Genomic DNA, 26,517 nt, shown 5'->3' with positions numbered 1-26,517 from the left:
GAATGACGTGCAATATCGGTTTGTAATAGCGCCCCGGATACTGTGGACATCCGTTAAACGGTAGGGCCTCCGCCGGTAACGACGAGCGTCGCGCCGCAGCTTGTGCTGCTTCCGTGGCGGGCCTGTCAATAATTTCATGTGCCAGATACTGCTGCGCCGTGTACCCGAACCGAGATGCCAGCGTCCCGCTCGTCTCCCCGAACGCTGAGGTTAGCGCGTCGTAGCTGTTTGGACCGGCCAGCCTTTCGTAGACATCTTCAAGCCATAATTTACGGCAACCGAGGAGGTCAGGATGAGCGGCAAGCGGTACACGGATGAGTTCAAGATCGAGGCAGTCAAACAGGTAACCGAACGGGGTCATTCGGTGGCGGATGTGGCGCAGCGGCTGGGCATCACGACCTACGGCCTTTACGCCTGGAAACTGAAGTTCGGCAGGCCCGACGTCGTGCGGCAAGCGGAGCTGGATCAGAGCGCCGAGGTTCGGCGACTGAAGGCCGAGCTCAAACGCGTGACCGAGGAGCGCGACATTCTAAAAAAGCCGCGGTGGATTCAACCGGTCATCGCAACACCTTCTGGTCTAATGTCGCCCCAGGAGGTAAGGTAGGTGAGCAAGAAGAAGCGGTGTGGGCTATCCGCCGAACAAAAAGCGTTGTTGTGGCAAAGATGGAAAGACGGTGAGTCGTTAAGCGACATCGGCCGCTCGCTGGGCAAGCATGCAGCATCCATTCACGCGATTGTTCGATCTGATCAAGCATGCGTGGCTGGCCAGCGGCGGCGTCTATGGCTACCGCAAGGTCACGATGGATTTGCGTGAATCGGGCGAAACGTGCAGCCGTCACCGCGTCCATCGCCTCATGAGAGGCGAAGGTCTGCGGGCAGAAGTGGGCTATGGCAGCAAGCTCCGCTATCGGGGTGGTCCGGTCGGCGTAATCGCCAACGTGCTGAATCGTGAGTTCGCGCCAACTGCACCGAACCGGGTCTGGGTAACGGACATCACGTACATCCGGACCTACGAGGGCTGGCTGTATCTGGCGGCTGTTATGGATCTGTACTCGCGCCAGATCGTCGGTTGGGCTACGCGCTCGACGATGACCAGCGATCTGGTTTTACAGGCGCTGTTGGCTGCGGTTTGGAAACGCAAACCGGGACCCGGTGTCATGGTGCATTCCGACCAGGGCAGTCAATTCACGAGCGATGACTGGCAGTCATTTCTGAAGGCACACCATATGGTGCCAAGCATGAGTCGGCGCGGTAATTGTCACGACAATGCCGTGGCCAAGAGCTTCTTCAGTGCCCTAAAGAAGGAGCGAATCAAGCGGCGCATCTATCCGAGTCGGGCGACCGCGACCTCGGACTTGTTCGATTACATCGAAATATTTTATAACCCGGTTCGTCGGCATGGTTCCGCCGGCGATCTTTCACCGATTGAGTTCGAGCGGCGCTACGCGTTAAACGGCTCGTGAGTGTCTATGAAACTCTGGCCGGTCCAGCTTCTCCAGAAACGTAAGGCGGTTGTCGTAGGTTTGCTTCGTAAACTGCCCCGGGCCACGGAAGATATCTCGTAGTTGGGCCATACCCTGTTCGTTCCACGTCTTCATGGAACCGGTCATAGTGCCCCACGTCTCGGGACTCCGACCCGCATGTTTGGAGAGTGCATGACCAACAGCTGTGCTGCCTTTGTAGGCTTCTTGCGCTGACGACAAAGCAGCCTTGGTCTCGGAAATTGACAGTCCCCATGATGTTCCCTTTGCCGCAACCGCCGCCCCTTTGGCAACTGCCTTGAACGCTCCACCCACACCCAGCGGCACATCGTCGTTCGCGATGGAATTCGCAATTGATCCAAAGACAAACAAAGCTACGAACGGAGCTGCCGCCGTTTGATGGCTTGGACCATTCGAGAATCCCGCACGGCTGAACTCAAACGCAACCGCACTCCCCAGCGATCGGGTCAGTCGTACCTGTACCGAACGTTATCCGTCGGATAAATACTGGCACGCGAGCTGTTTGCAGACGTAGAGCGCTATCTTCCTTGCAGACCTGATCTCCTCGAAATGATCCAAAAAGGTGGGCAGTTCCATCGACAGGAAATAGTCAATATCCCAACGTCGCTCGCTCATCTCATCCAGTGGCAGGTTGTGAACCAAATTCAAGATCCATCCTGCGCTAACGAAATTGCCGCCCTTAACTTGATCGATCGCCTCCGCTACACACCGCTCGACGATCCTCCTGGTGCTCAATACCGTTATTAAATTGATATCCGCCAAGATTCCGTGAAGACATGGTAGAACGTGCTCATTTGTGCGCCCTCCCAACAGAAAATTCCTGCATCCTATTAGGCATTCGGCAATCGATTTTCTTGCAGACATCAGTACCCCCTAGGCGTAAAAGTCAAGTCAGCGGGCGTCTTATACGGGCCCCATGGCAGTTCAACTCTGTTGATCGGCACCTCGGCTACACCTGCTCGTGGCGCCGCGAGTGCTCGATGGTGGCCATCAAGAATATGCAATTTCCCCTGATATTCAGTAACGGTGAGTGGCTCTTTCACCCCTTCGGTGCGGATATTTTTGACGAGTTTGTCGAGTTGTTTGTTGCTCATCGTCTTACCATGTGTAGCGACCAGCTCTCCAACCCTGATAGTCTCTGTCACACTCTTTGCCGCAACCGCCCCCCCTTTGGCAACTGCCTTGAACGCTCCACCCACACCCAGCGGCACATCGTCGTTCGCGATGGAATTCGCAATTGATCCAAAGACAAACAGAGCTACAAACGGAGCCGCTGCCGTCTGATAGCTTGGACCGCTCGAGAACCCCGCACTGCGGAACTCAAACGCCGTCGCACTCCCCAGCGTCGAGTTATTAAACGCCTTGGCCGACGCCGCCGCAAGCCCGCTCGGATCCGTCAGATTGACTGGATTGTTGCCCACATACGCATACCAGTTCAGGTCATCCTTATACCCGATCGGATCCGTCTGCAGGAACCGCCCAAGCGCCGGCGAATACATCCGCGCCTTGTAGTAATACAAACCCAGCGGCGCCAGATACTGCTGCCCCGTATACCCGAACCGCGACGCCGGCGCCCCATTCGTCTCCCCAAACGGTCCATACGCCTGACTGCTCGTCGTCGCACCGCTGCCGTTCGCCAGCGCCACCACACTGCCCTGCTGGTTCGCATACAGCCAGTTCTTCGCCGCCGTACCCGCCCCTTCATACTGCACCAGCGGTTCGTCGATCCCCGGACCGAACACATAACGCCGCACCAGCTTGCCGGCACCGTCATATTCGGCAGCAAGATTCTGACCGTCGTACAACAACACCGTATCGACACCATTGATGCTCGTCTTGACCAGCCGGCCTTCCGGGTCGTACATCAGCGCCGCGCTCGTCCCCGCCCGAACCGCCGTCTTCATCCGGTTGTCCAGGTCGTACGTGTACGTCCACGCCCCGTCTCCCGTCAGGTTGCCGTTACGGTCATACCGCACCGCCTTCCCCGCCACCCCCGTGTACTGGTTCAGTGCGTTCGTCGTGTACATATTCGACATCGCCGCAGGCACCCACCCATACCGGTTGTTCGTCACGCTCGACCGCTTGATCTCCCCCAACTGGTTACGCGTGAAGTTCGACAGCCAGTCCTCCGCGCTGCTCGTGAGGCGGTGATTCTGAGTCGACAACCAGCCCTGGTTGTCGTATGCGTACTCCGTTCGCGTGCCGTTGCCCAGATCCACTCGCGTACGACGGTTCAACGCGTCGTAGCTATACTTCGCCAGACTCGTCGTGCCGTTCTCCAGCAACTGCGACGGCCGGCCGTAGCCGTCATACGCGATCCCCACGTGGAAACCATCCGGCCAGGCGACATCGGTGACATTGCCCGCCGCATCGTAGCGGTAGCTCAGCGTCCGGCCTGCCACGCTGGTCTGCGTCAGCTGCCCCAATCCATCGTAGCTGTTCGTGATCGTGTGACTGCCATCGCTGAACCGCGATGCCGTCTTCAGGCCGCGCAAATCATAGCTGTACCGAACGTTACCCACGCCTCCCGGGAACGTCCGCGCGCTCACGCGATTCAACTCATCGAACGTCTGCGCGACCGTCTGCCCATCCCGCTTGCGCTGCGCGACCAGATTGCCGTTCGCATCCCACGTGTACTGCTCGAAGTCGTTCGCGTTGCCCATGTCCGGACGACCTTCCAGCGGGTAGTGCGTCCGATAAAGCCGGTCGTGGCCGTCGTACAGGCTCACCGTCGTATTGCCCTTCGCGTCGGTCGTCGTCGCCACCGTCCCGTTCGGGTTGTACGTATAGCTCACGTACGTCTGCGCCAGCCCCGTACTCACCGCCTTGCGCACGCTCTTCACACGGTCGTCCGCGTAGTACTCCGTGTCCGTCACGCGGTTGCCGCCGTCGGCCGCGCTCTGATAGCGCATCACACGGCTCGGGCGATGATGATCGTCGTACGCCGTGTCGGTTATCGGCGTTGGCGACGCCTCGACCGGGCACGTCGTCACATTCGCCGTCTTTGCCGGCCCCCACACTCGCACCACGTCGCCCATTGCGTTGTAGCGCTTGCAGGTGACCATCGCGCCGCCCACGATGGCAACGCCGCGCCGATTTTCGCGATTGTTCGCGTCATAGGCAATCACTTCGTCCGCGCCAAGCAAGCTCGCGTTCGTTCGCGTTACGTTGTCGCGCTTGTCGTACGTGTAAGTGATTTTCGGTGCGCCATCGCGCTGGCTCGACACTAGGCGCCCTTCGTTGTCGAAAGTCATTGCGGTCTTGATACGCTGACCAGTGTCGTCCTGCGTCACGACAGAGGGCGTATGATCTGCCGCATAACTGATCGCCGTCGACGTGGTGCTTCCGGCGCGGATCGACTCGGTCATACGCGTCTGCCGAAAGAACGGATCTTTACCCGGCGGCGTCACAAACTCATACGTGAAGGTCGTGACAGGCGACACACCGGCTACCGCAGGTTTCGTGATCCGGTCCAGCAGCCCGGAGTGGTGATAGGAATACGCCGTCACGTTGCCGCGCGAGTCCGTTACGGACGCCAACCGGTCACCAGAGTAAACAAACTTTTGCGTCAGAACCGGATCACCGGATCCGGGACGCGGATATTGCGTAATGGCCGCAGGCTGGTGAGAGCACAGATGCGAAGCGTTACCACATGTCAGATCGTAGTAAACGTACTCGATGCGATTGCCTTCAGGACGCGTTTCCCGTACAAGCCGATTCTGGCCGTCATAGGCTTTCACCGTCCAGTTGCCCGTCGGATCGCCGGACTGCAGCAGATTGCCCTCTCCGTCGATGTAGTTCGTGCGCGCCGAGCCTCCCGGTCCCACCTCTTCCGTTCGAGAACCGGCGAAGTAATAGTTGAACACGTTGCCCGCCGCGCTCGTTTGCGTCCGCACACGATCCAACGTGTCGTAGACATTCGTCACGACAGGCGTACCCGGGAAACTCGGCTCATAGAACTTCGTCATCCGGCCAGGCTTGTCATACTCGAAGCGCGTCGCAAACCCCTCCGGGTCAGTCACGCCGATCAGGTTGGCATTGCCGTCATACGCATAACGAACGGTTTTCTGCGGACTGGAAACGCTCTGCAAAAGGCCGTTCGAATAAGCCAGCGTGAGGCTACGTCCCGCACTGTTCTCGACCCGGGCCAGCAAGTCGCCAGCCCACGTAAAGTCGATCGCCTTGCCACTCTGCTCGACGTAGCGTAAAGCCTTGCCCGTCTTCATATCGAACGTGAAGCTCGCGCCCTCGTCCGTGCCTTTTCGCATGAGTACGTAGCGCGCTGTCCCGCTGACAGTAAGGTCTTCGAATCGCACCGCCTTGCCGGGAGGCGAACTATATCCGCCCGATGTGCAGCAATCGAATCTCGGCAGCTTGACGAATACATCGCTGTTCAAGCCCATCCGGACAATTTTCGTATTGTCGACGAGCTGGTCGCCAAACCAGCGCTGCGCGATCACCGCAGTCAGGAATCGGTCCGCCGGGACATCCGGATCGTTCAGCAAATCCAGCGATACCTTATGCTCGACGATTGCCCCCACCGCATCGAGCGCCAGACGGTCTCCCATGCCGAGGAAGCCGTCGGACGCGGTACGGATATTGATATCGTAGTTGTGCGTCCAGCCTTTGCCGAGCACGCCGGCCTGATTCTTCATGCCGCTGCTGTAGAAGCGCTGGAAATTCAGACTGTCGGACGAATCGCCGTAACCGGTCTTGAGATCCTGATGCTCGAACAGGAAATTCCCGTGCACCATGTCGACCGGATCACCTGCAACGGCTTGCGGCCCGAAATAGCCGGTCAGGTTGATCGGCGACTTCGAGCTATTCAACGTGCTGATGTTATACGTCGGCGCAGGAACGGGAGACGTGAAGAACCCGCCTGAGTACCCGCCATTGATGATCGCTCCGAGAAGGCGAGTGTTCCCCATGCCCCGCACGAAGTAGCCCACGCCATTCCAGCGATTCTCGACCAGTTGACAGTTGCCCGGAAGCAGCAGTTGAAAGCCCCGGCTCACGTAGTACTGGAAATTACCGAGATGTGCCTGGCAATTCTTCAATGCTGGCCGAACCACGCCCGCATAGTTGCCGCTCTTGGCGCTGTAGATCGTCTGCCCCCGCATCATCGCCAGGTCAAGCAGTTTCACCGTCGACACGGCCGACACACCCGAGGTCTGATTGACCGCCGTCGATTCGAGAATCGACGAGTGCATCCCGAGGCTGTCGAACACCGCCCGTTCGAGCACCGTGTTGCCGTCCATTTGAACGGGCGAACTCATGTTGCTCGGCAGATCGACGTACGGGCCGTCGGTATAGCCCGCGATGCCGACCTGATGGTGCTGCACCGTAAAGGCGTTCGCGAGGCGATCCGTGATCGATGCGCTGCGAGTCGTCTGCGATACCCATTGCGCGCCCATCACGCCAAGGCTCGCGCCGAGGACGGCCTCGCTGTCGTCCGCATGTCCGGCAGCGCGGAGCCCTTCCAGATTCTTCAGGTAATGCTGCGACAGCCCGCGGCCTGTCGGCCCCCAGCCGTTCACGATCAGGTACTTGCCGCCGCCCTTGATGTGCTGCTCGAACGCGTGGTCCGCTTGATCGTTCGGATAGGCGTTGTGCCACACCATAAAGGTAACCACGCTATCCGCACCCGGCGCGACTGCCGTACCCGGCGCCCCCATCGTCTGGCCGTCGAGCCGGAGCACCGGTTGATTCGACGCGTTGTACGTGATCGTCAGGCGCTTGCCGTAAATGGCATCGGCGGTGAAGGTCTGATCGATGCCCTGGTACTGCACGCGCACGGTCGGCTTGTATCCGACCGGAATGTCGCCCCACTCCTGCGACGCCCAGCGTGTATCGAGCAACGCATTTTGGGTCTGTCGCAACGCACCCGAATAGAACGGAACGATGGACTTGCCGCCGACGATATCGCTCAGGGTCGCGGTCGGCTTGTTTTTGCCGATCCAATCCGCAAGATTGTTTGCCGCGCGTCCGAGATAGTCATGGATGCCGGTCCGCTTCAAGCCACGCACCAAGTCGGGCGTCACTGTCGCGCCGGCCCTGGCGTTCTGCAGGAGTGTCGTCGTACTGTAGCCCGCCGCCGCGTTCAGGTCGATGCCCGTCTTGACGACGTGCGGCTTGTAGCTCGGATCGAACGTGTACCACGTCCCGTCGATATTGGTCTTGACCCAGAAATGCTCGATCGAGATTCCGGTCAGCGATGCGTTCAACCCGGGGCAGCTCCCTGCCTGCGTCGCGTTGACATCGTAGATCGGAATCTGGGTCTGCCCCATCAGGTTCAGGACCGCGCAAACGTTATGGGTCTGCACCCCGTACCAATCCGCAAACTGCTGCGCGCTGAGCTTGATCACGCCGCGCACGATTCTCGCGTCATAGCCAGACAGACGCAGCAGCGACACCATCAGTTGCGACTGGTCGGCTGCGCTACCGTGATTGTCGAGCACCGCGCCGAGCGCACCCTTGTGGATGCCGCGCACTGGATCGATTTCGATGTTGTTGCGGACGAACTGATAGATCAGGTCCGGGTGATAGCGCAATGCGCGGGCCAGTTCCTCGAGCGATGCCGGGCCAGGCGGCGGGCTGTTCGTGACGATGCCGTTGTCGGCCGTAACACCAACCCCGCGCGTCATTCGCGACGGCTGCGCAAAATTCTGCAACGGAACATCGTCACGGGCGGCTTTCCTGCCACGCTTGCGGTCGAGCTTCGCCATCGTCTCGATCGTCCCATTGGCGTTGATGCCTGCCGGCATCTCGCGTGCGACCCGCTTGTCGTGCTCGATCGCTTCGGTTGCGGCAACCGGCGCCATCCGCGCACGGATGGCATTCGGCTGAGGCGCGAATTCCTGCCCCGTCGGCACTCGAAGCGAACGCGACAACCCTTCCGACGGCTCGCGCCCGCGACGAATCTCGGGTCGCTGCGAAGACGGCTGCGCGTTCGACGCAGGATTTACGTCAACAACGGCCGGTGTTGTACTGGAGAACTGCACATTGCCGGCCTCGGCCGTACCAAGACACAACGTCAGCAATCCTGCAAGCGATGCAAACGCGACGGGACGAGTGATTTTCAATTTTCGGAAAACGCGGCGAATGGCCTCGCGCATGCGCACGGATTCAACCTCGGACATCGAACGGCTCCTTGGATGTAAGTATTTTATGGCGGCGATCAGGTTTGCGTAAAAATTATGCAAAAAGAACGTCCATTTCTCACCATGGACAAATGCCGAAACGAATCAAGGAAACTTCGATTTTGTACGAATTCCTAATCATTAGTTTCGTACATACCAAACTCCCCTTGCGACATCCCCCGAAATTCTTGTTATGCCGACGGCGTTGAAGAAACGACACTTGTACGATTGCCGGCAGCATCATAGTTGTAGATGATGGTGGTGGCCTTGGCGCCATCGCTATAGACCACCTTCGTCAATCGGCCCAAAGCGTCGTACGTGTAGTCGGCTTGACTGGCCGGATACGCAGTTGCCGACAATGCCAGCAAAACGACGCCTACCACCCACCCCGGTGCGGATCGCATCGTTCCCGGCGCCGAGCGATCTCGCCAGCCTTCGGGTATCCTCGCGCCCCTCGTCCCGGACATATCTTCAAGTTCATACATGGCGACGCCCCTCCTTTTTGATCTTCACTTCATCAACGAAGGATTTATATATCGTACAAATCCGAATATTCATTGCATAACGCGAACGACAAGACAAACGCTTTCCGAAGCGAATCTACATATTCACTGCACACACATCAAATTCGATAAATCGGACAAATTCGAAACACGACGCACCAAATCTTCTCCATGCAAGCCCCCATTCGATTTCACCGCACTCGAATACGCGCCAATCGCATGAAATCCTTCGTCAAAAAGTGTCACAACGAAGCATCGCCACCCTGAAATTCAATTCCTGTTCACCACCCACCACCCTGAAGCCACATAATTCACAACGGTTAGCATGCCTTTACATATGGAAATCAAGCCGATATAGTTCGGCAAAAATTCCTGCAGAGACCATGCGTAAATTCACGAACCAAAAGGTGAGCACGATCAACCAGCGGGGCTTTACGCTCCTCGAATTGCTGGTCGTCCTGGTTATCATCGGGCTCCTCGCGGGCATCGTCGGGCCGCGACTTTTTGCGAACGTCGACAAGTCGAAAGTGACCACCGCGAACGCGCAGATTCATGTCTTGAGCAAAGCCGTCGACCAGTTGCGGCTGGACATCGGCCGTTATCCGACGACCCGGGAAGGATTAGCGCTGCTGGTTTCTCCGCCCGCCGACGGCACCCCCGGCTGGAACGGCCCTTATCTGAAAAAAGCTGTGCCGCTGGACCCATGGGGCATGCCGTACCAGTACGTGTCGCCCGGCACGCACAACCCGGATTACGACGTCGTGTCGTACGGCCCGAGCAAAAGCGCGTCAGCCGCCAACACCCTCCACAACTGAGCCCCTGGTGTTTTCCAGCAGGCCGTCATCGTCGGTTGGTCAGTATCGTGTCGAAATTCTTCTTGCTTGGCCTGAATGCGCGCGGCGAACTGCAACAGTTCGATTTGATCGCATCGAATCGTGAAGACGCACAACGGGAAGCGATGCGCCGCGCAAGACAAGCGGGCGTGCAGGTTGTCGAAATCGGCTCAACCGGTGGCGGGCGTTCGGGTGCGACACGCTCCAGCCTGCCGCTCGCCGGCCTCTTCACGCGTCGGCGTTTCGACCTGCCGCTGTTCGTCTACGAACTACTGGTATTGCTGCGTGCCGGATTGGCGCTCACCGAAGCGCTCGAGACCCTGGACGAACGCGAGCGACAAAGCCGACCCGGCGCTGCAGAAGAACAAGGCCACCATGTGCTGCCGGAACTGGTCCGCCTGATGCGGCAGGGCAAATCGTTTTCGGCGGCGCTTGCAGCACACCCCGATTGCTTTTCGGCGCTGTTCATCGCGATGGTCTCCGCCAGCGAACAGACGGGTGGATTGACCGATGCGCTGGAGCGCTACCTGCAGTATCACGCGCAGGTCAGCATCGTCCGGCAAAAGCTCATCTCCGCGTCGCTCTATCCCGCGCTACTGATGCTCACGGGAACCGCAGTCGCATTCTTTCTGGTCTGGTTTCTCGCGCCCCGCTTCGCACACGTCTACGAAGGGATGCCGTCGGCAGATTTACCGCTGCTGTCACGGTGGTTGCTCGATGCGGGATTGCTCGTCAGCGAGCACACGCTCGCTTCGCTTGGCTGCTTGCTCGCCCTGCTCATTGGTGCCGCCGCAGTGTTCACGCGTCCTGCGTGGCAACGACGGTGTCTGGCATTGCTCGGCCGGATTGGCTGGATCGGCGAAATGCTGAAACTGATGCAACTTGCACGCTTCTACCGCTCGCTCGGGATGCTGCTGCACGGCGGCGTCCCGCTGCTGCCCTCGCTCGACATGACTCGGGAATTGCTGCCGTTCACGCTTCAGGACGGCCTCACCCGCTCCATGACCCACATTGCACAAGGCAGGAAATTGAGCGAAAGCCTGCGGCATGAAGGGCTGACGACCACGATTGCACTGCGCCTGCTGCGTGCTGGCGAGCGCAACGGCCAGATCGCCGGAATGCTGGAACAGGCAGCGAGGTTCCACGAGCGCGAAATCACCCAATGGGTCGAGCGGTTCGCACGTCTCGCGGAACCGGTCCTGATGCTAATCATGGGCCTGGGAATCGGCTCGATCGTCGTGCTGCTGTATCTGCCGGTATTCGATCTCGCGGGGAGTCTGCAATGAGCGACGCATTGACCGACACAGCATCGCTGCTCGCGCAAGCCCGAACGCTGGCCCGCACCGACGGCGAGCCCGTTCTATGCATACTCGAGAAGACCGCTAGCTTCTCTGCCGATACAATGCTGCGGTTCGTCGCCACCGAAAGCGGGATGGCCCTGCTTCGGCTCGCGCAGATGGAAGCAATGACACCGGATTTTTCCGGTTTCAGCTATGCGGAATGCCTGCAGCAAAATTGCGTGGTTTTGCACGACGGCGGCGACTGCCGCACCCTGGTCTGCGACGATCCCTGGCATACCACGCTGATTACGCAGGCAAGCTACCGCATTCCCGGCCATTTCGATCTGGCCTTCGCGCACCCGCTCGAACTGAAGGCATTACTGGCCCGGTTCGGCAGCGATCAGGATGCGCTGTCCCAGTTGATCCGGCTCGACAAGACGGACCACGGCGCGAGTGATTCGGAGGAAATATCGCTGGCCTCGATCGCCGGCGACGAAAGTCAGGTCGTACGGCTCGTCAATTCGACGCTGTACGACGCGCACCGTAACCGTGTATCGGACATCCATTTCGAAAACTCGCCGCGCGGGCTCGCGATCAAGTACCGAATCGACGGCGTCATCTCGACCGCGCGCATCCTGCCGGACCCAACAATCTCCGAACAGGTTATTTCGCGCCTGAAAGTGATGGCCGAACTCGACATCGGAGAAAAGCGCATCCCACAAGACGGGCGCTTCTCCGTGTCGATCGAACCGCGCGAAGTGGATTTCCGGGTGTCGATCATGCCAGGCCTGTTCGGAGAAGACGCGGTGTTGCGGATTCTCGATCGGCAATCGCTGACTACAGACATGGCGCAGTTGAACCTGGACATGCTAGGCATAGACGAGCCGACACGTCAGGTGATGCGCCGGCTCGCGAATCAACCCTACGGCATGCTGCTCGTCACGGGCCCCACCGGCTCCGGCAAAACCACCACGCTGTATGCAACGCTATCCGAGATCAAGCGCGGCGACGACAAGATCATCACGATCGAGGATCCGGTCGAGTATCAACTCGACGACATTCTGCAAATTCCCGTCAACGAAAAAAAAGGCCTGACGTTTGCACGCGGGCTGCGCTCGATTCTGCGGCACGACCCCGACCGGATTCTGGTCGGCGAGATTCGCGACCGCGAAACGGCGGAAATCGCGATTCAAGCGGCGTTGACCGGACACCTGGTCTATACGACCGTCCATGCGAACAACGTGTTCGACGTGCTGAGCCGCTTCAGGCACATGCAGATCGATCCGTACAGCTTCGTGACGGCGTTGAACGGAGTAGTCGCACAGCGTCTGGTCCGGTTGAATTGCACGCATTGCGCGGTACCGGTCATGCCGGATGAAGCATTACTGCGGGATTCGCGCGTCACGCGCGGACAATTGGCAGATGGAACGTTGATGAAGGGCACGGGCTGCGCGAACTGTCGAGGCAACGGCTATCGCGGCCGGTGCGCATTGGCGGAAGTGCTGGTGTTGGACGACCCGCTACGCGAGGCGATTCTGCAGCAAATGCCGACCAGTCGACTGAAAGAGATGGCACGCCAGCGCGGGATGCGCCTGATGCGCGAACAGGCGATCGAAGCCGTCAAGCGCGGACAGACTACCCTGGAAGAAATCAATCGTGTCACGTTTTCCGATTGAGCCCGCCATTCGGCAAGCCGTCCGGCGGACTGCAGAGCTCGCTCTCGAAGTCAACGAATGGGTGGTCAGGGCGACGCGGCCGGAGCGGCTGCGCGTATATCTCGGGCACGATGCGCTGGCCGTGTGCCGCCTCACCGGGCGCTTCAAGCCGGTGGTACGGCATAAAACAATCCTGCGCCCGAGTAGCGACGCACATGGTTTGGCCGGCCAATTGACGACGCTCGGTGCGTGGTTGGACGTGCAGCCGATGCGCGGCGAAATCGAGTGGATCGTCGGCATCGGTCATGTTCGCTATTTGCTGCTGCCCTGGGATCCGCGCTTGGCGCGAGACGCATTCTGCCGATCTCTGACGACCGCGCTCTTTGTACAAAGCTTTGGCGGCGACATCCCCATCGATACCTATCAGCTACGATTTGGGCCGCTCGCGTTTGGCCGGCCACGCCTGGTATCACTGATCGCGAACGACGTGATTCGCGAACTGACGACTTTTTCCAAGCGGCGGGCAAGCCGGGCCCGGCTGATCGTCCCCGCCATGAGCGTGGTGTGGGACCACTTTTTTGCACGGATGAAGAAGAGTACCGGGGTACTCGCGCTCGTCGAGGGGCCGCGTCTGCTACGCGTGGGTTACGACCACGGCCACGTGACGACCTTCTCGATTCAGCCGTTTTCCGACACCCCGCCATCCACAATGCCCGTCGACGCAACCTGGATCTTTCCAGCGCGTAGCAAGGCCGCTGCTACCGGCGGCGCGTTGACGCTCGACGGTCACGCACCGAATGACGACGCGCAGCTTGCCTACGCGCTTTGCGGAGTCGTCTGAATGGGTCGTCTGAACTGGAACTATGCACCTCGGTCCCGCTGGAACCGGCCGTGGGTCGCCGTCGGCGGCGTCGCACTCGCAGCATGTCTTCATGCATTGTGGTGGCGCGACGTGCTGCTTACGCAACGCAACGAGATCGTCGAGCATGCCAGGCATCTGTCGCACCAGGCCGCCGTACCGACGCGTCCTGCGGCGCCCCCCTCCCCTGTCGTACTCGATCGCGTCTTCGTCGAGATGCGTTATCCGTGGACCGACATGCTGGACAGCTTGGGAGCGGCAACGCAACCCGGCGTCAATCTGCTGACGCTGGAGCCCGACGTCGATATTCGGCACGTGCGAATCGGTGGCATCGCCAATCGAACACAAGATGTGCTCGATCTGATCACCGCGCTGCACGAAAATCCGGCCTGGTCATCCATCCAGCTAGTCAGCCAGACGAGAAATGCTGATGCCAGCCCGACGCTTGCTCAGGACTCCGTTCCCCCCCTGCCGAACCTGCCGGGGCTGTCGGGCACGCTATCGTCGACGCTGTCTTTTACATTAAGCGCTGATTGGAGACGACCATGAACCGTCAACGCATCCTGCAAGTCGTATCCTGGCGCGGGACCTGGCTGTTGAATCGACTCAAATCGCCGCACATCGCCGTCGCCGCGCTACTGGCTCTGTGGGCGCTGCTGATCGGTGCGATCGATTATCCATTGTTCAAGGAAACGCGGCGGATGGCGATACAACTGACGTCGATACCGGAACCTGCGCCAGTCAGACCTGCTGCACTGAAGGCCGGGCCGCGCAATCTGGCGAAGGAATTCGCAGCTACCTTGCCGGAGTTCGACACCTACCCGGATCAGCTACGCGATTTGCATACGCTCGCGGACAAGCATGGCATCGTCATCACGCGGGCGGACTACCGGTATGAGTCGCTTGCCGAGCTACCGATCGAGAAGCTCGCGATGCATATGGATATCAACGGGTCTGACGAAGCCCACCGCCGGTTCCTGCAGGCGATGCTCAATGCATTGCCGAATCTTTCGATCGCCCGTCTGGCCTACGCGAAAGGCACCGACGGATCGACGAAGGTCGAACAGAAACTGGACATCCACCTGTATTACAGGGTGAGACCGGCTGCATGAAGCGGACCGTATCCGTTCCCGTACAGCTCGTGCTGGCCGCGACGATTGTCGGCTCGGTCGTTTCGTTGCTGAAACCGGATCCCGTTGAACTACCGGTGCTGATGGAACGGGCCGACAAACTGCCCCCTGACTCCCGGACAACCGTTCCCTCACGAGCCGAACAGCCCGATGCGCCCTGGCGGCGTCCACGGTTGCCGGATCCGATGACGACGGCCGACGCACCCGAGCCGAAGACTGCATCGAATCTGCCGCCATTACCGCCAGCCGGCTCGCTCGCCAGTACGGATAATCCGCCGCCGTTGCCGTCCTCTCCCCCGTCCCGACCCACCGCACCGGACATCGTGTATCTGGGCCGCATGATTCGAGACGGCAATACGCAGGTCTTCTTCGCATCGAGCGGCGGCGAACCGATCGTGCTGAGTCAAGGCGGCATGTTGGACGGCAGTTGGAAAATCCAGTCGATCTCGTCGACCAACGTCACGCTGCGGCACGTGCATTCCGGCGAAACCCGCTCGATCGCGATGGGTGGCCGCGCCAGCGGCGGTCAGCCCGGCGGAATGCCCGCCCAGGTCGGCCAGGGCTTTCTGGCCAGTAATCCGGCCGACGTACAGATCCAACCCGTCCATTGACAGGCAGAAGAATGAACCAGATGTGTTTCAAGTGTCGAGCAAACGCTGTTTCCGGCTCGATTCGACGGTTGCCGCGGGCCTTGGCGTTGACTGTACTCGTCGCTGGTTTCAGCGGCTGCGTGGGCTATACCGACTGGCGCCAAGGTAACAAGCTGATCGAAAAAGGTCAGGTCGGACAGGGGCTGGAGCAGATTCAGCAGGCATCGAAGGAGAATCCGGAGCGGTATCGAATGAAATTCATTACCGAGCGCGACAATCAGGTGCGGTTGCTGATGCAAAAGGCTGCGATCGCGCGCGCAAACAGCCAGGCCGACGAAGCACTGGCCGCGTATCAGCAAGTGCTGCGTTACGATCCGCAGCATAGCGAGGCGTTGCGCGGCGTGGGTCTGATCGCTCGCGAACAGCGTGCGCGAGCCGAACTGGATGAAGCGCGCGCGGCGCTCGGCAAGGGCGACACCACGACTGCCCGGCAGTTGCTGAACGCGATCCTGTCGGAACACCCCGGTCACAAAGTAGCCAGCTCGACGCTGCAACAGGTCGACGCGCAATCCACGCGTGCGACGATGGTCCTGCCGGCGCTGAATCAATCGCTGCAAAAGCCGGTCACGCTGGAACTGAAGGATGTCGACATCCGCTCGGTACTGTCGATCCTGACCCAGACATCCGGCGTCAGCTTCGTGCTGGACAAGGACGTCAGCCCCGATCTGCGCACGACCGTCTACGCACGCGATACATCGGTAATCGATGCGCTGAACTTGATATTGCAGACTTCGCAGCTCGAAAGGAAGGTGTTGAACGACACAACGATGCTGATCTATCCGTCGACCGAAGAAAAGAAAAAGCGCTACGACGATCTGGTCGTGCGTTCCTATTACCTGAATAGCGCAAATCCGCAGAAGGTTCAGGACATGCTGCGCACGATCGTCGCGCCAAAATCGATGTACGTGGACGATCGGCTGAAGATGCTGGTGGTACGCGACACCGAAACGGTGCAGGACACGATCGTCCGGCTGCTGAATCTCTACGACATCGCGAGCCCGGAAGTGATTCTCGACGTCGAGGTGCTGGAGGTCAATTCGAGCGATCTGCTCAATCTGGGGATCCAGTTTCCGGACAGCGTCAGCGCCAGGATGGTCGGACCGACAGGCATGGCCGGCAGCATGACGATCGGCGATCTGAAGCACCTGAACAAGGATAGCTTCCCGTTGAGTTTTCCGGATCCGCTCGCAGTGCTGAACCTGCGTCAAACGAGCGGCAGCACGCGTACGCTGGCCAATCCGCGCATTCGCGTCGTCAATCACGAAAAGGCCAGCGTGTTGATCGGCGACAAGGTGCCGGTCATCACGTCGACGGTAAATCAAACGTCCAATGCGATCACCGAATCGGTCAACTATCTGGATGTCGGCCTGAAGCTCGAGGTCGAACCGGAGATCCATGTCGATAACGATGTGACGATGAAGGTGGCGCTGGAAGTCAGCAATATCGTCAAGGAAGTTCGTTCTTCGGCCACCGGCCTCCTCGCTTATCAGATCGGCACACGCAACGCGAATACGGTGCTGCGGCTGCACGAAGGCGAAACGCAGGCGTTGGCGGGCCTGATCAAGAACGACACTCAGGAATCCGGCACGCATGTTCCTGGTCTGGGAAAAATTCCCATGCTTGGGCGACTGTTCTCGAACAACAGCGACACCGCCACGCGCTCGGAAATCGTACTGCTGATCACGCCGCATATCGCCCGCTCGCTCGCGATGCCGAACGCATACGCTCAAGCATTCCCGAGCGGCACGGCCGAGCAGGTGTCGACCCGGCCGCTACGGCTAACGCCGTCAGCCCGGTACAGCGATTCGGACGATCTGCCCGCCCCCGCCACGATCGATCCAGCCGGCGATGTCGCCGACTCCTCCGCTTCGGCATCGGGAGCCAGCATCGCCATCGCCTCGTCACCCGCGCTCGGTGCGCCACCGTCGGGCAGCCCCCCGGATAGCGTCCTCTTCGATCTCGCGACGCCATCGCAAACCCCGCCGAACCATAGCTTTACGGTCAATTTGCTGGCGAACGGGCCAAGCTTCGAAGAGGCACAGATAGACCTGGTACTAGACCAACCGGGAATCCGGTTGCTGAAGGTCGAGCCCCGCGACGGTATCGCGCTCGACGCGCGCCAGGACGGCAGTGTCGTTCACATTACGCTCGGCAACGCAAGCGCCGACGGCTCGCTCGGCATGCTGACGTTCCAGGCCAGGCAGGCATCGACGGATCCGGTCAACCTGTCGCTGCAAAATCCGAAGGTCCGAAGGAACGACGCGCTGCTGACCGGCACGGTCGCCCTGCCCAAGCAATTGACGGTGTCCGACTGAAATGAAGCGATCCGGTGAATCAGGTTTCACGCTGATCGAGATGATCGTGACGGTCGCACTGGTGGCCATCATCGCGTCCGTCGCCACGCCGTTCCTCAAGATGCAGCAACAACGCGAAAAGGAGCGCGAGCTGAAGGCCGCCTTGCGGGAAATTCGCTCTGCGATCGATGCCTACAAGTTGGCCGGCGACGAAGGGAGGATCGCACGCTCAGTCGATTCGACCGGTTATCCGATCTCGTTGGACCAGCTGGTTTCGGGAACCGCCGATCAACGCGATCCGAAGGGCCGCACAATCCGTTTTTTACGACGTATTCCGCGTGACCCGATGAATCCGTCGTCGTCGATCTCCGCCGCAGACAGTTGGGGCAAGCGCAGCTATGCCAGCGAAGTGGACAACCCACGGGAAGGAGCCGACGTGTACGACGTGTTTTCGCCAAGCCATCGTAAAGGCACCAACGGGATTCCGTACCGGGAGTGGTAATCGACGATGCCGAACAAGCCCGCCCGCGGTTTTACTCTGATCGAATTGTTGGTCGTACTCGCGATCATTGCGACGCTTCTGTCGATCGTCGCGCCCCGATACATCCACCAGACCGACCGCGCGAAAGAAGCTGCGCTCAGGGAAAATCTGTCGGTGATGCGTCGGGCACTGGACGAGTACTACGGCGATACCGGCCAGTATCCGGACAAGTTGACCGTACTCACCGAGCAGCACTATCTGCGGGCATTTCCGCTCGACCCCGTAACCAACCGGGCGGATACCTGGGTGCCGGTGACGGGAACCGACAATGACGAAAAAACCATCGTGGACGTAAAGAGCGGTGCGATGGGCAAAGCACTCGACGGGACCGATTACAGCACATGGTGAGTCGTCGCACACGTCCTGGCCGTCAGCGCGGCGTCGCCTACTTTTGGGCGCTGTTGATGGTGCTGTTCATCACGCTCGGACTCGGCAAGCTGCTGGACAATGTCGCCAAATCGAATCGTCGGGCGCGCGAAGCGGAACTGCTCTACGTCGGCAACCTGTATCGGGACGCAATCCGACAGTACTCGGAGAGCACACCTGCAGGCACACGACCGTACCCTGACAAGCTCGACGACCTGTTGCGCGATCCGCGCTATCCGGTGATACGCCGTTATCTGCGACAACTCTATCGCGACCCGATCACCCGACAAGCGTTCGAGACCATTCAAGCACCGGCAGGAGGCGTGATCGGCGTTCGCAGTGCATCCCCCCAAAATCCCATCAAAATAACCGGCTTCAACAACGATCAGACAGGATTCTCGACTGCGCGGAGCTACCAACAATGGGAATTCATCTACGTGCCGAACATCATGGCTCCACCCAACAAATAAAACACCTGCGGCGTGGAACGTTGGTCCGGCGAGCGTTACAAATCTCCAGTAGCGAACGCGACGTGGCTCAGGATAGCTCGCTCGGGAATCTCCCGTTCTTGGCACATCACCAATTGCAAATGATTCTCATTACATATATCATGCACGCCTTGGCCGTAACGAAACGCCGCGGCCCGCAACACGATCCTTAGCACTCCCTCCTGTATCGATTCATGCCATCCCGTCGAACGCCCCGCCGCGTCCGGACCCCGCGTCCGTGGCGCTCGAGCCTGCCTGCCCTGATTACCCTTTGCGTCGCAAGCGGCGCGCATGCGGCCAACGCCGAAGCCGGTGCAACCGCATCGGCACCCGCATCGGCACCCGCGGCGCCGGCCGGGAAAGAACTCCCCGCCATCAACGTCAACGCATCGTCGACCATCGACCCGACCATCGGCTACCAGCCGCGCACCAGCAGCGTCGCCGGCGGCAGCGACCGTCCGTTGAAGGAGATTCCGCAATCGGTCGCGGTGGTCAGCAGCAGCGTGATGCAGGACCAGCAGGCGCGTTCGCTCGACGACGTGCTCGGCAACATCAGCGGCGTGACGCAAACCAACACGCTCGGCGGCACGCGCGACGCGTTCATCAAGCGCGGCTTCGCATCGAACAACGACGGCTCCGTGCTGGTCGACGGCGTGCGCACGCCGGTGCTGCACAGCTATCTCGCGACGATCGATCGCGTCGAGGTGCTGAAGGGCCCGGCTTCGCTGCTGTACGGGATGCAGGATCCGGGCGGCGTGATCAACCTCGTCACGCGCAAGCCGGAAGACACGTTCGGCGGCTCGATCTCCGCATCGCGCACGAACCACGGCGGCAGCAACGCGCAGTTCGATCTCACGGGCCCGCTCGGCAAGCCGGGCCAGGTCGCGGGCGGCACGCTCGCGTTCCGGCTGACCGGCGAATACGACACGAGCCGCTACTGGCGCAGCTTCGGCCGCGAACGCAACGCGCTGATCGCGCCCGCGCTGTCGTGGCACGACGCAAATACGTCGATCGACGTCAGCTATCAGTACGTCGACTACACGATGCCGTTCGATCGCGGCACCGTGCTCGTGAACGGCCAGCTCGACGATGCGTTGCGCTATCGCCGCTACGAGGAAGCATGGTCGCAAAGCAGCGGCATCCAGGAAACGCTGCGGACGCGCATCGAGCACCGCTTCTCCGACGCATGGCGCGTGCGCGCGACCTACGGCTGGGGCCGCGACCGCTACGACCAAACCATCACCCGCGGCAACTCGTTCAACAGCAAGACGGGCGCAATGACGCGCTCGTCCGACGCGAACCTCGGCCGCAACGACTCCGACCAGATCGCGACGCTCGGCCTGCTCGGCAACGTGACGCTCGCCGGGATGAACCACGCGATCTACATCGGCGGCGAATACGAACGGCAGCGCAGCTTCCGCGGCGACACGATCCGCGGCAAGGCGACGACGGGCTTCAATCTCTACGATCCCGTGTACGGCCTGCTCGCGGCGGGCGGCACGCCCAACGCGAAGCAAAGCGATTCGCGCTCGGTCGTGCATGCGTATTCGACGATCGTGCAGGACTCGGTGAAGATCACCGACCGCCTCACCGCGGTAGGCGGGCTGCGCTGGGAAAACTGGCAGCAGGAATCGGGGATGGGCCGGCCGTTCGTGTTCGCCGACCGCTCGCGCGGCAGCGTCTGGCTGCCGCAGTTCGGGCTCGCATACGCGCTCACGCCGGCGCTGACCGCCTACGCGAACGTGAGCCGGTCGTTCAAGCCGAACGTCGCATCGAACGTCGCCGCGCCGCTCGCGCCGGAATACGGCCGCGTGCTCGAGGCCGGGCTGAAGTTCAGCCTGAAACCCGCGATCACCGGCACGCTCGCGGTCTACCAGATCGACAAGCGCAACGTCGCGGTCACGGTCGGCGACATCACGTCGACGATCGGCACCGCGCGCTCGCGCGGGATCGAGCTCGACGTCGCCGGGCAGATCACGCGCCACCTGAGCGTGATCGGCAGCTACGCGTATACGAACGCGACCGATCGCGACAGCAACACCCCGCTCACGAACGTCGCGCGCCACACCGGGAGCCTGTTCGCCGTGTACGACACGGCCATCGCGAATCTGCCCGGCCGCTGGCGCTTCGGCGGCGGCGCCCGTCTCGTCGGCGCACGCTCCGGCGACACGGCGAACAGCTTCACGCTGCCCGGCTATGTGACCGTCGATGCCTTCGCAGCCTACGAAACGACGATCGGCAAGTTCCCGACACGCTTCCAGCTCAACGTGAAGAACCTGCTCGACAAGACCTACTACCCGTCGAGCAACAACAACCTGATCGTCGCGGTCGGCGAGCCGCGGCTCGTCACGCTGACGACGACGGTGTCGTTCTGATGGCCTGACGTTCCGATCGCCCGATGCGTGCATGGGCCGGCCCAAACGCGGCGGCCCATGCACCACGGCCGTATTCGCAGCCGCTCGCGACGCGTAGCGGCTCGCCCCTTGCCCCAGTGAAGCATCCTTGCCGCTTCGCAAGCGGTCACCGCGAATCCGCGCGCGTTGTGCCGGACAACCACCAACGACGCGGCGACGGAACATCGTCCGATCCGCCGGCGAAGCAGGAACGACAGCGAATCACCCCGTTGCTTGCCGCCCACACCAGCGCCGGATTCCGCTTGACTGCCGTCCCGCGCGGCACCCGACGCCACCATCTGCACGCCTCCCCGGCACTCGCTTCACCGCCCGCAAAAATGCATCCATGCGATGCAATTCCGCCCGCTCCCGAACCGCATCGCGCGCCGTATGATCGCCCCGGCGTTTTTCCACGGCGGCCCGATGCGCGTCTACCTCTCCATTCGCTCACGCGCTCCGCTCCAACCACCTGCGAACATGTCCAACCTCTCACTCATCCTCGTCGTCTCCATGCTCAGCGCCTTCGGCCTGATCGCGTCCGACGTCTACCTGCCCGCGATGCCGTCGATGGCCCACGAGTTTTCGATCGGCGCATGGCAGATGCCGCAAACGGTATCGGCTTACCTGATCGCGCTCGCCTGCGCGCAGCTGGCCTACGGCCCCCTCTCCGATCGATGGGGACGCAAACCCGTGCTGACCGCCGGCATCGTCCTGTACATCCTCGGCTCGATCGGCTGCGCAAGCGCCGGCGGCTTCGCGAGCTTTCTCGGATGGCGCGTGCTCGAAGCGCTCGGCGCGGCATCCGGCCTCGTCATCGGTCGCGCGATCATCGCCGACACCTGCGACAAGAACGCATCCGCGAAGATCTACAGCATCGTGTATCCGCTCGTGTCGCTGTCTCCGGCAATCGCCCCCGCAATCGGCGGATATCTGGCTGCGGCGTTCGGGTGGCGAAGCGATTTCATTTTCGTCGCCGCATTCGGCGTCGTCGCACTCGCGCTCGTTCAGTTGCTCCTGAAGGAAACCCGGCCGCACGTCGCACCGGGGCAACATCGCGCCGCACCGCTGGCCGGCTTCACCGGCGTACTCGCGGACCGGGCCTTCATCCGCTACACGCTCGTCGTCTGCGCGATCTATTGCGCGTGGTTCGTCTACCTGACGCAGTCGCCGTTCATCTTCTCCGGCCTCGGTCTTTCGGAACGGCAAAGCGGCTGGCTCTATCTGCCGCTGACCGCCGGCATCGTTTCCGCCAACCTGATTGCGCGCCGCATGCTCGACCGGATGTCCTACGACTCGATCGTCGTGGCCGGCGTGGGCTGCTTCGTTGCCGGCGGCATGGCGTTCGCCCTGTGCGAATCGTGGCACGTCAAAGGGGTCGTCGCGATCGTGGCGCCGATGGTGCTCGTCAGCCTGTCGAACGGATCGTCGCTGTCGCTCGCGGTCTCGGGCGCCATCGCGAGCGAACACGGGCGCGCGGCGACGGCGTCGGGGCTGGTCGGCTTCTTCCAGATCGGCAGTGCGTCGCTCGCCGCCACCGTGTCCGGCGGCCTGCTCGGCACCGGAAGCCACGTGCTGGCGGCGGCCATCCCGTTCTTCGCGATCGTCGCGGCCATCGCGATCGTGCCGCGCTGGTGTGCCGCGCGGCGCACGCTCTCGATGCGCGACACGCTACCCCGTTGAGCCCGTGGCCCTGCGCGGGCGGGGCCACGGCCGCTATCGATAACGATCGAACGTAGCCGCGATCTCTGCGGTGACCGCCCGAACGCGCGCCGTCCGGTTCAGGTCGGTATGCGATACGAGCCAGACCTGATACGGCACGGCCCGCGTCCGGTCGGGCCAGATTCGCACGAGCGAATCGTCGTCTTGCGCCATATACGCGGGGAGTTCGCCGATGCCGATACCCGACCGGATCGACGCCGCCAGCATCAGGCTCGAACTCACCTGCGCCACGATGCGCCCGCGTTCCATCGACTCGCCGCACAGCGCGCTCCCCTGGTTCGACGTCGTGCCGGGCTGATAGACGACCAGGTCGTGCCCTTCGAACGCGGCTCCGATCGCGGGCTCGCCATGCGCATCCAGATACTCGCGGCTCGCGAACAGCCCGACCTCCCATTCGGCGAGCTTCCGGCGCACGAGGTCGGGATTTTCCGGCATCACGGTGCGAATCGCGAGATCCGCATCGCGTCGCGTCAGGTTGAGCACCTGCACGGACGTCGTCAGGATCACGTGTATCGCCGGACATTTCCGGCGCAGCTCCCGTATCGCGGGAACGACGAAATCCATCGCGAGGGAATCGGTCGTCGTCACCCGGACCTCGCCTTCGAGGCGATCGTCCGAGCCCTGGACGCGGCGCTCGAATTCACACGCCGCCTGTTCCATTGCTTCCGCGGCCTGCAGCGAATGCTCGCCGACCTGCGTCACGACATAACCTGACGATGTCTTGAGAAACAGCTTCGCACCGAGCGCCTTCTCGAGTGCGGTCAACCGTCGCCCCACGGTGGCCTGATCGACGTCGAGAACGGCCGCGGCCTCGCGCAGCGTCCCGGTGCGATGAACGGCCAGAAAAACGCGGGCATCGTCCCAATTCATGAGTAACGTTCTCTCTCTCGGTAAGGCATGTGTGCATTCACAGGAGGCGATTATACAAGTCGATCCTGTGCAGCCCGTTTCAGATAATCAGCCATCCGTATCAAATGGACGATCGATTCGCCGATCAAAACCGGAACCGGAACCGTCCGCAGGAAGCCCTTCAACGACGGGCTCGGCGAACGAAGCCGAGTGCAATGACCGAACCGATGGTCGTTTCACCGATCGCCCCAACCCCGCCCGCCCAATCATCAGCCTCCCGAATATCTCCCATCCGATACCGCGATTTTCCGTACCGGACGCGCGCCGCTAGACTGGCTACGCATTCGCGACGCCGCAGCGCCGTACCGCAACGCGGCACGCCCCACAAAAACGATTCCGGGAGATACCCCATGTCCGACCGGCACGCGCGCCGAGGCGCGCTCAAGACACTCGGCCTTGCGGCCGGCACCGCGCTGCTCGCCGCCGCGCGCCCCGCTCGCGCCGCCGCGCCCGAAACCGGCGCGCTGCTGCCCGGCGGCGCCACGCACCTCGCCGACCTCACGCGCCGCCTCGCGGCCGCGCCGCGGCGGCGCGACTTCAAGACGGTGCCGATGATCCTCGAACGCCCCGACCAGTGGGATCACGCGGCGCTCGCCGAACTGACCGGCTACCGCGGCGGCCCGAAGCAGGTATGGGACAACACCGAGCTCGGCGGCCCGTGGTTGAACCTGATGCGCAATTCGCTGAACGCGCAGATCTGGTCGTATCGCCATCCGGATTTCCTCGTCGTATCGGCCACGCACGGCAGCGCGCATCTCGCACTGTTCGACCAGGCCGCGTGGGACAAATACGGCCTCGCGAAATTCGCCGGCGCCGCCTTTCCGGCCAACACGCTGCTCGACGCGAAACCCGCGCAATCGAAGGGCGCGCAAGACCACGAGTCGCCCGACGGCGCGTTCTCGTCGCACGACAACAGCATCGCCGCGCTGCAGCAGCGCGGCGTCGTGTTCCTGTCGTGCCACAACGCGATCTGGGAACTCGCGGAGCGGCTCGACGGCGCGAACGCGAATCCCGACAAGCTGCCGCTCGACGCGCTCGCGGCCGACCTGACCAACCACGTGATCCCGTCGGCAATCGTCACGCCGGGTGCGGTCGGCACGCTGCCCGAACTGCAGCAGGCCGGCTTCACGTACGCAAAATGAGCACCGCGATGACATCGATCCCCATGCAACCGCCGTCACCGTTGCCCCGCCGTCGGCGCACGCTGCGCGCCGTGCTGGCCGCCTGGCTCTGCTGCGCATCGGCGCTGTCGCTCGCTGCGCCGGCCGGCCCCGCCGCGAACGTCTTCCCGCCCTGGCAGGACGGCCGCAACAACGACGCGACGCATCGCGGCCTCGAATTCACGGTGCCGCAGGTCGACGTGCTCGCCGATTTCCACGGCGACCTCACCGCGCCGAAGCTCGTGCTGTTCGTCGGCGGCAACTATTTCTTCGCGATGGCGCCGCTCGTCGCGAAGTTCGAGGAAGACCATCCCGAGTACCGCGGCCGCATCTACTGGGAGACGATCCCGCCCGGCCTGCTCGTGAAGCAGATCCATGCGGGCGGCACGATCACCGTCGGCAACATGACGTGGACGGTCAAGCCCGACGCGTATTTCGCGGGGCTCGGCAAGATCGACGGCTTGATCGCGGACGGCACGCTCGCCGGCCCGGCCGTGCCCTACGTGACGAACCAGCTGACGATCATGGTGCGCGCCGGCAATCCGAAGCGCATCGCGTCGCTGAACGACCTCGCGCGGCCCGACGTGCAGCTTGCGATGCCCAATCCGGCATTCGAAGGCGTCGCGCGACAGATCCGCGCGTCGCTCGTGAAGGCCGGCGGCGACGCGCTCGCGCGTACCGTCTACGACGACAAGGTGCGCGCCGGCACGACCGAGCTCACGCACATCCACCATCGGGAAACCGCGCTGTTCCTGATGCAGGGGCGCGCGGACGCGGGCGTGCTGTGGCAATCCGAGGCGGCGTTCCAGGAACAGGTCGGGCATCCGCTGATGCACATCGACATTCCGGCCGAGCAGAATACGACTGCGATCTATGCGGGCGCGATGGTGAAGGATGCGCCGCATCCGGAAGCCGCGCGCGCATGGCTCGCGTTCATCCGGTCGCCGGAAGCGTTCGGAATCTTCCAGCGCTACGGCTTCGGCCGATACGATGCGGCGACACCGCCGCAGCACCTCGCGCCGGCGCAGCAGGAGAAGCGGCCCGACGCGGGCTGACCGCGCGGCCGCGCCGGCTGCCCGGCGGCGCGCTCGCGGCT

The 26,517-nt window shown here is 61.8% G+C and carries 19 protein-coding genes and 2 pseudogenes; 16 read left to right on the top strand and 5 right to left on the bottom strand.

Annotation, left to right across the window (positions count from 1 at the left end; all coding sequences use genetic code 11):
- Positions 1-292 precede the first annotated feature (292 nt).
- Positions 293-1,463 (top strand): annotated as a pseudogene (locus tag PQB87_RS19910) (IS3 family transposase).
- Here PQB87_RS19910 and PQB87_RS19905 read toward each other — a convergent pair.
- The 4 genes and pseudogenes from PQB87_RS19905 to PQB87_RS19890 form a co-directional block, all read right to left on the bottom strand.
- Positions 1,449-1,796: a tRNase toxin domain-containing protein gene (locus tag PQB87_RS19905; protein ID WP_489244255.1), complete on the bottom strand. Its 348-nt coding sequence runs from the start codon at positions 1,794-1,796 to the stop codon at positions 1,449-1,451. The pseudogene PQB87_RS19910 and the gene PQB87_RS19905 sit on opposite strands and share 15 nt — an antisense overlap.
- A gap of 569 nt (positions 1,797-2,365) precedes the next feature.
- On the bottom strand, positions 2,366-5,470 hold the full coding sequence (locus PQB87_RS19900) for an RHS repeat-associated core domain-containing protein (RefSeq protein WP_489244254.1): 3,105 nt from the start codon (positions 5,468-5,470) through the stop codon (positions 2,366-2,368).
- A 672-nt stretch (positions 5,471-6,142) separates the two neighbouring features.
- A pseudogene (locus tag PQB87_RS19895) lies at positions 6,143-8,146 on the bottom strand (transglutaminase domain-containing protein); the annotation flags it as partial.
- A gap of 686 nt (positions 8,147-8,832) precedes the next feature.
- Positions 8,833-9,126 (bottom strand): RHS repeat domain-containing protein, encoded by a 294-nt coding sequence (locus PQB87_RS19890; RefSeq protein WP_146756384.1) that lies wholly within the window; start codon positions 9,124-9,126, stop codon positions 8,833-8,835.
- Positions 9,127-9,527: 401 nt separating this feature from the next.
- On the opposite strand from PQB87_RS19890, the gene gspG reads away from it, so the two are divergent.
- The 13 genes from gspG (at position 9,528) to PQB87_RS19825 (ending at position 23,313) form a co-directional block, all read left to right on the top strand.
- Positions 9,528-9,959 carry a type II secretion system major pseudopilin GspG gene (gene gspG / locus PQB87_RS19885; RefSeq protein ID WP_111942735.1) on the top strand — a complete coding sequence of 144 codons (432 nt, stop codon included), beginning with the start codon at positions 9,528-9,530 and terminating at the stop codon, positions 9,957-9,959.
- A 47-nt stretch (positions 9,960-10,006) separates the two neighbouring features.
- Positions 10,007-11,263, top strand: a complete 1,257-nt coding sequence (locus PQB87_RS19880; protein WP_181523100.1) for a type II secretion system F family protein — start codon at positions 10,007-10,009, stop codon at positions 11,261-11,263.
- Positions 11,260-12,933, top strand: coding sequence for a GspE/PulE family protein (locus tag PQB87_RS19875; RefSeq protein WP_111942731.1), 1,674 nt, complete (start codon positions 11,260-11,262; stop codon positions 12,931-12,933). The genes PQB87_RS19880 and PQB87_RS19875 overlap by 4 nt, the downstream gene beginning before the upstream one ends.
- A complete protein-coding gene (locus PQB87_RS19870; protein WP_146756383.1) occupies positions 12,914-13,753 on the top strand; it encodes a hypothetical protein in 840 nt (279 codons plus the stop codon). The genes PQB87_RS19875 and PQB87_RS19870 overlap by 20 nt, the downstream gene beginning before the upstream one ends.
- Positions 13,754-14,320, top strand: coding sequence for a PilN family protein (locus PQB87_RS19865; protein WP_111942727.1), 567 nt, complete (start codon positions 13,754-13,756; stop codon positions 14,318-14,320).
- Positions 14,317-14,883 (top strand): hypothetical protein, encoded by a 567-nt coding sequence (locus PQB87_RS19860; protein WP_146756382.1) that lies wholly within the window; start codon positions 14,317-14,319, stop codon positions 14,881-14,883. The genes PQB87_RS19865 and PQB87_RS19860 overlap by 4 nt, the downstream gene beginning before the upstream one ends.
- Positions 14,880-15,512, top strand: coding sequence for a hypothetical protein (locus PQB87_RS19855; protein ID WP_146756381.1), 633 nt, complete (start codon positions 14,880-14,882; stop codon positions 15,510-15,512). The genes PQB87_RS19860 and PQB87_RS19855 overlap by 4 nt, the downstream gene beginning before the upstream one ends.
- A gap of 11 nt (positions 15,513-15,523) precedes the next feature.
- Positions 15,524-17,866, top strand: coding sequence for a secretin GspD/PilQ domain-containing protein (locus PQB87_RS19850; RefSeq protein ID WP_111942721.1), 2,343 nt, complete (start codon positions 15,524-15,526; stop codon positions 17,864-17,866).
- A gap of 1 nt (position 17,867) precedes the next feature.
- Positions 17,868-18,347 carry a type II secretion system protein gene (locus PQB87_RS19845; RefSeq protein WP_111942719.1) on the top strand — a complete coding sequence of 160 codons (480 nt, stop codon included), beginning with the start codon at positions 17,868-17,870 and terminating at the stop codon, positions 18,345-18,347.
- 6 nt (positions 18,348-18,353) lie between these two features.
- Positions 18,354-18,734, top strand: a complete 381-nt coding sequence (locus tag PQB87_RS19840) for a type II secretion system protein (protein WP_111942717.1) — start codon at positions 18,354-18,356, stop codon at positions 18,732-18,734.
- Positions 18,728-19,222, top strand: coding sequence for a hypothetical protein (locus tag PQB87_RS19835; protein ID WP_146756380.1), 495 nt, complete (start codon positions 18,728-18,730; stop codon positions 19,220-19,222). The genes PQB87_RS19840 and PQB87_RS19835 overlap by 7 nt, the downstream gene beginning before the upstream one ends.
- 212 nt (positions 19,223-19,434) lie before the next feature.
- A complete protein-coding gene (locus PQB87_RS19830; RefSeq protein ID WP_489243546.1) occupies positions 19,435-21,615 on the top strand; it encodes a TonB-dependent siderophore receptor in 2,181 nt (726 codons plus the stop codon).
- A gap of 495 nt (positions 21,616-22,110) precedes the next feature.
- A complete protein-coding gene (locus PQB87_RS19825; RefSeq protein WP_489243544.1) occupies positions 22,111-23,313 on the top strand; it encodes a multidrug effflux MFS transporter in 1,203 nt (400 codons plus the stop codon).
- Between the two features lie 33 nt (positions 23,314-23,346).
- Here PQB87_RS19825 and PQB87_RS19820 read toward each other — a convergent pair whose 3' ends face one another.
- A complete protein-coding gene (locus PQB87_RS19820) occupies positions 23,347-24,222 on the bottom strand; it encodes a LysR family transcriptional regulator (protein WP_489243543.1) in 876 nt (291 codons plus the stop codon).
- Positions 24,223-24,611: 389 nt separating this feature from the next.
- Between PQB87_RS19820 and tetH the strand changes: the two genes are divergently transcribed.
- The gene (tetH, locus tag PQB87_RS19815) at positions 24,612-25,403 is read left to right on the top strand and encodes a thiosulfate dehydrogenase (RefSeq protein ID WP_111943524.1); all 792 of its coding nucleotides are present in this window, start codon (positions 24,612-24,614) and stop codon (positions 25,401-25,403) included.
- Between the two features lie 8 nt (positions 25,404-25,411).
- Positions 25,412-26,476, top strand: coding sequence for a molybdate ABC transporter substrate-binding protein (locus PQB87_RS19810; protein WP_226146849.1), 1,065 nt, complete (start codon positions 25,412-25,414; stop codon positions 26,474-26,476).
- Positions 26,477-26,517 lie beyond the last annotated feature (41 nt).

The organism is Burkholderia sp. KL41 (assembly GCF_057005415.2).
Note: the sequence above shows the minus strand (reverse complement) of the source record. Positions and strands in the feature narration are given on the sequence as shown.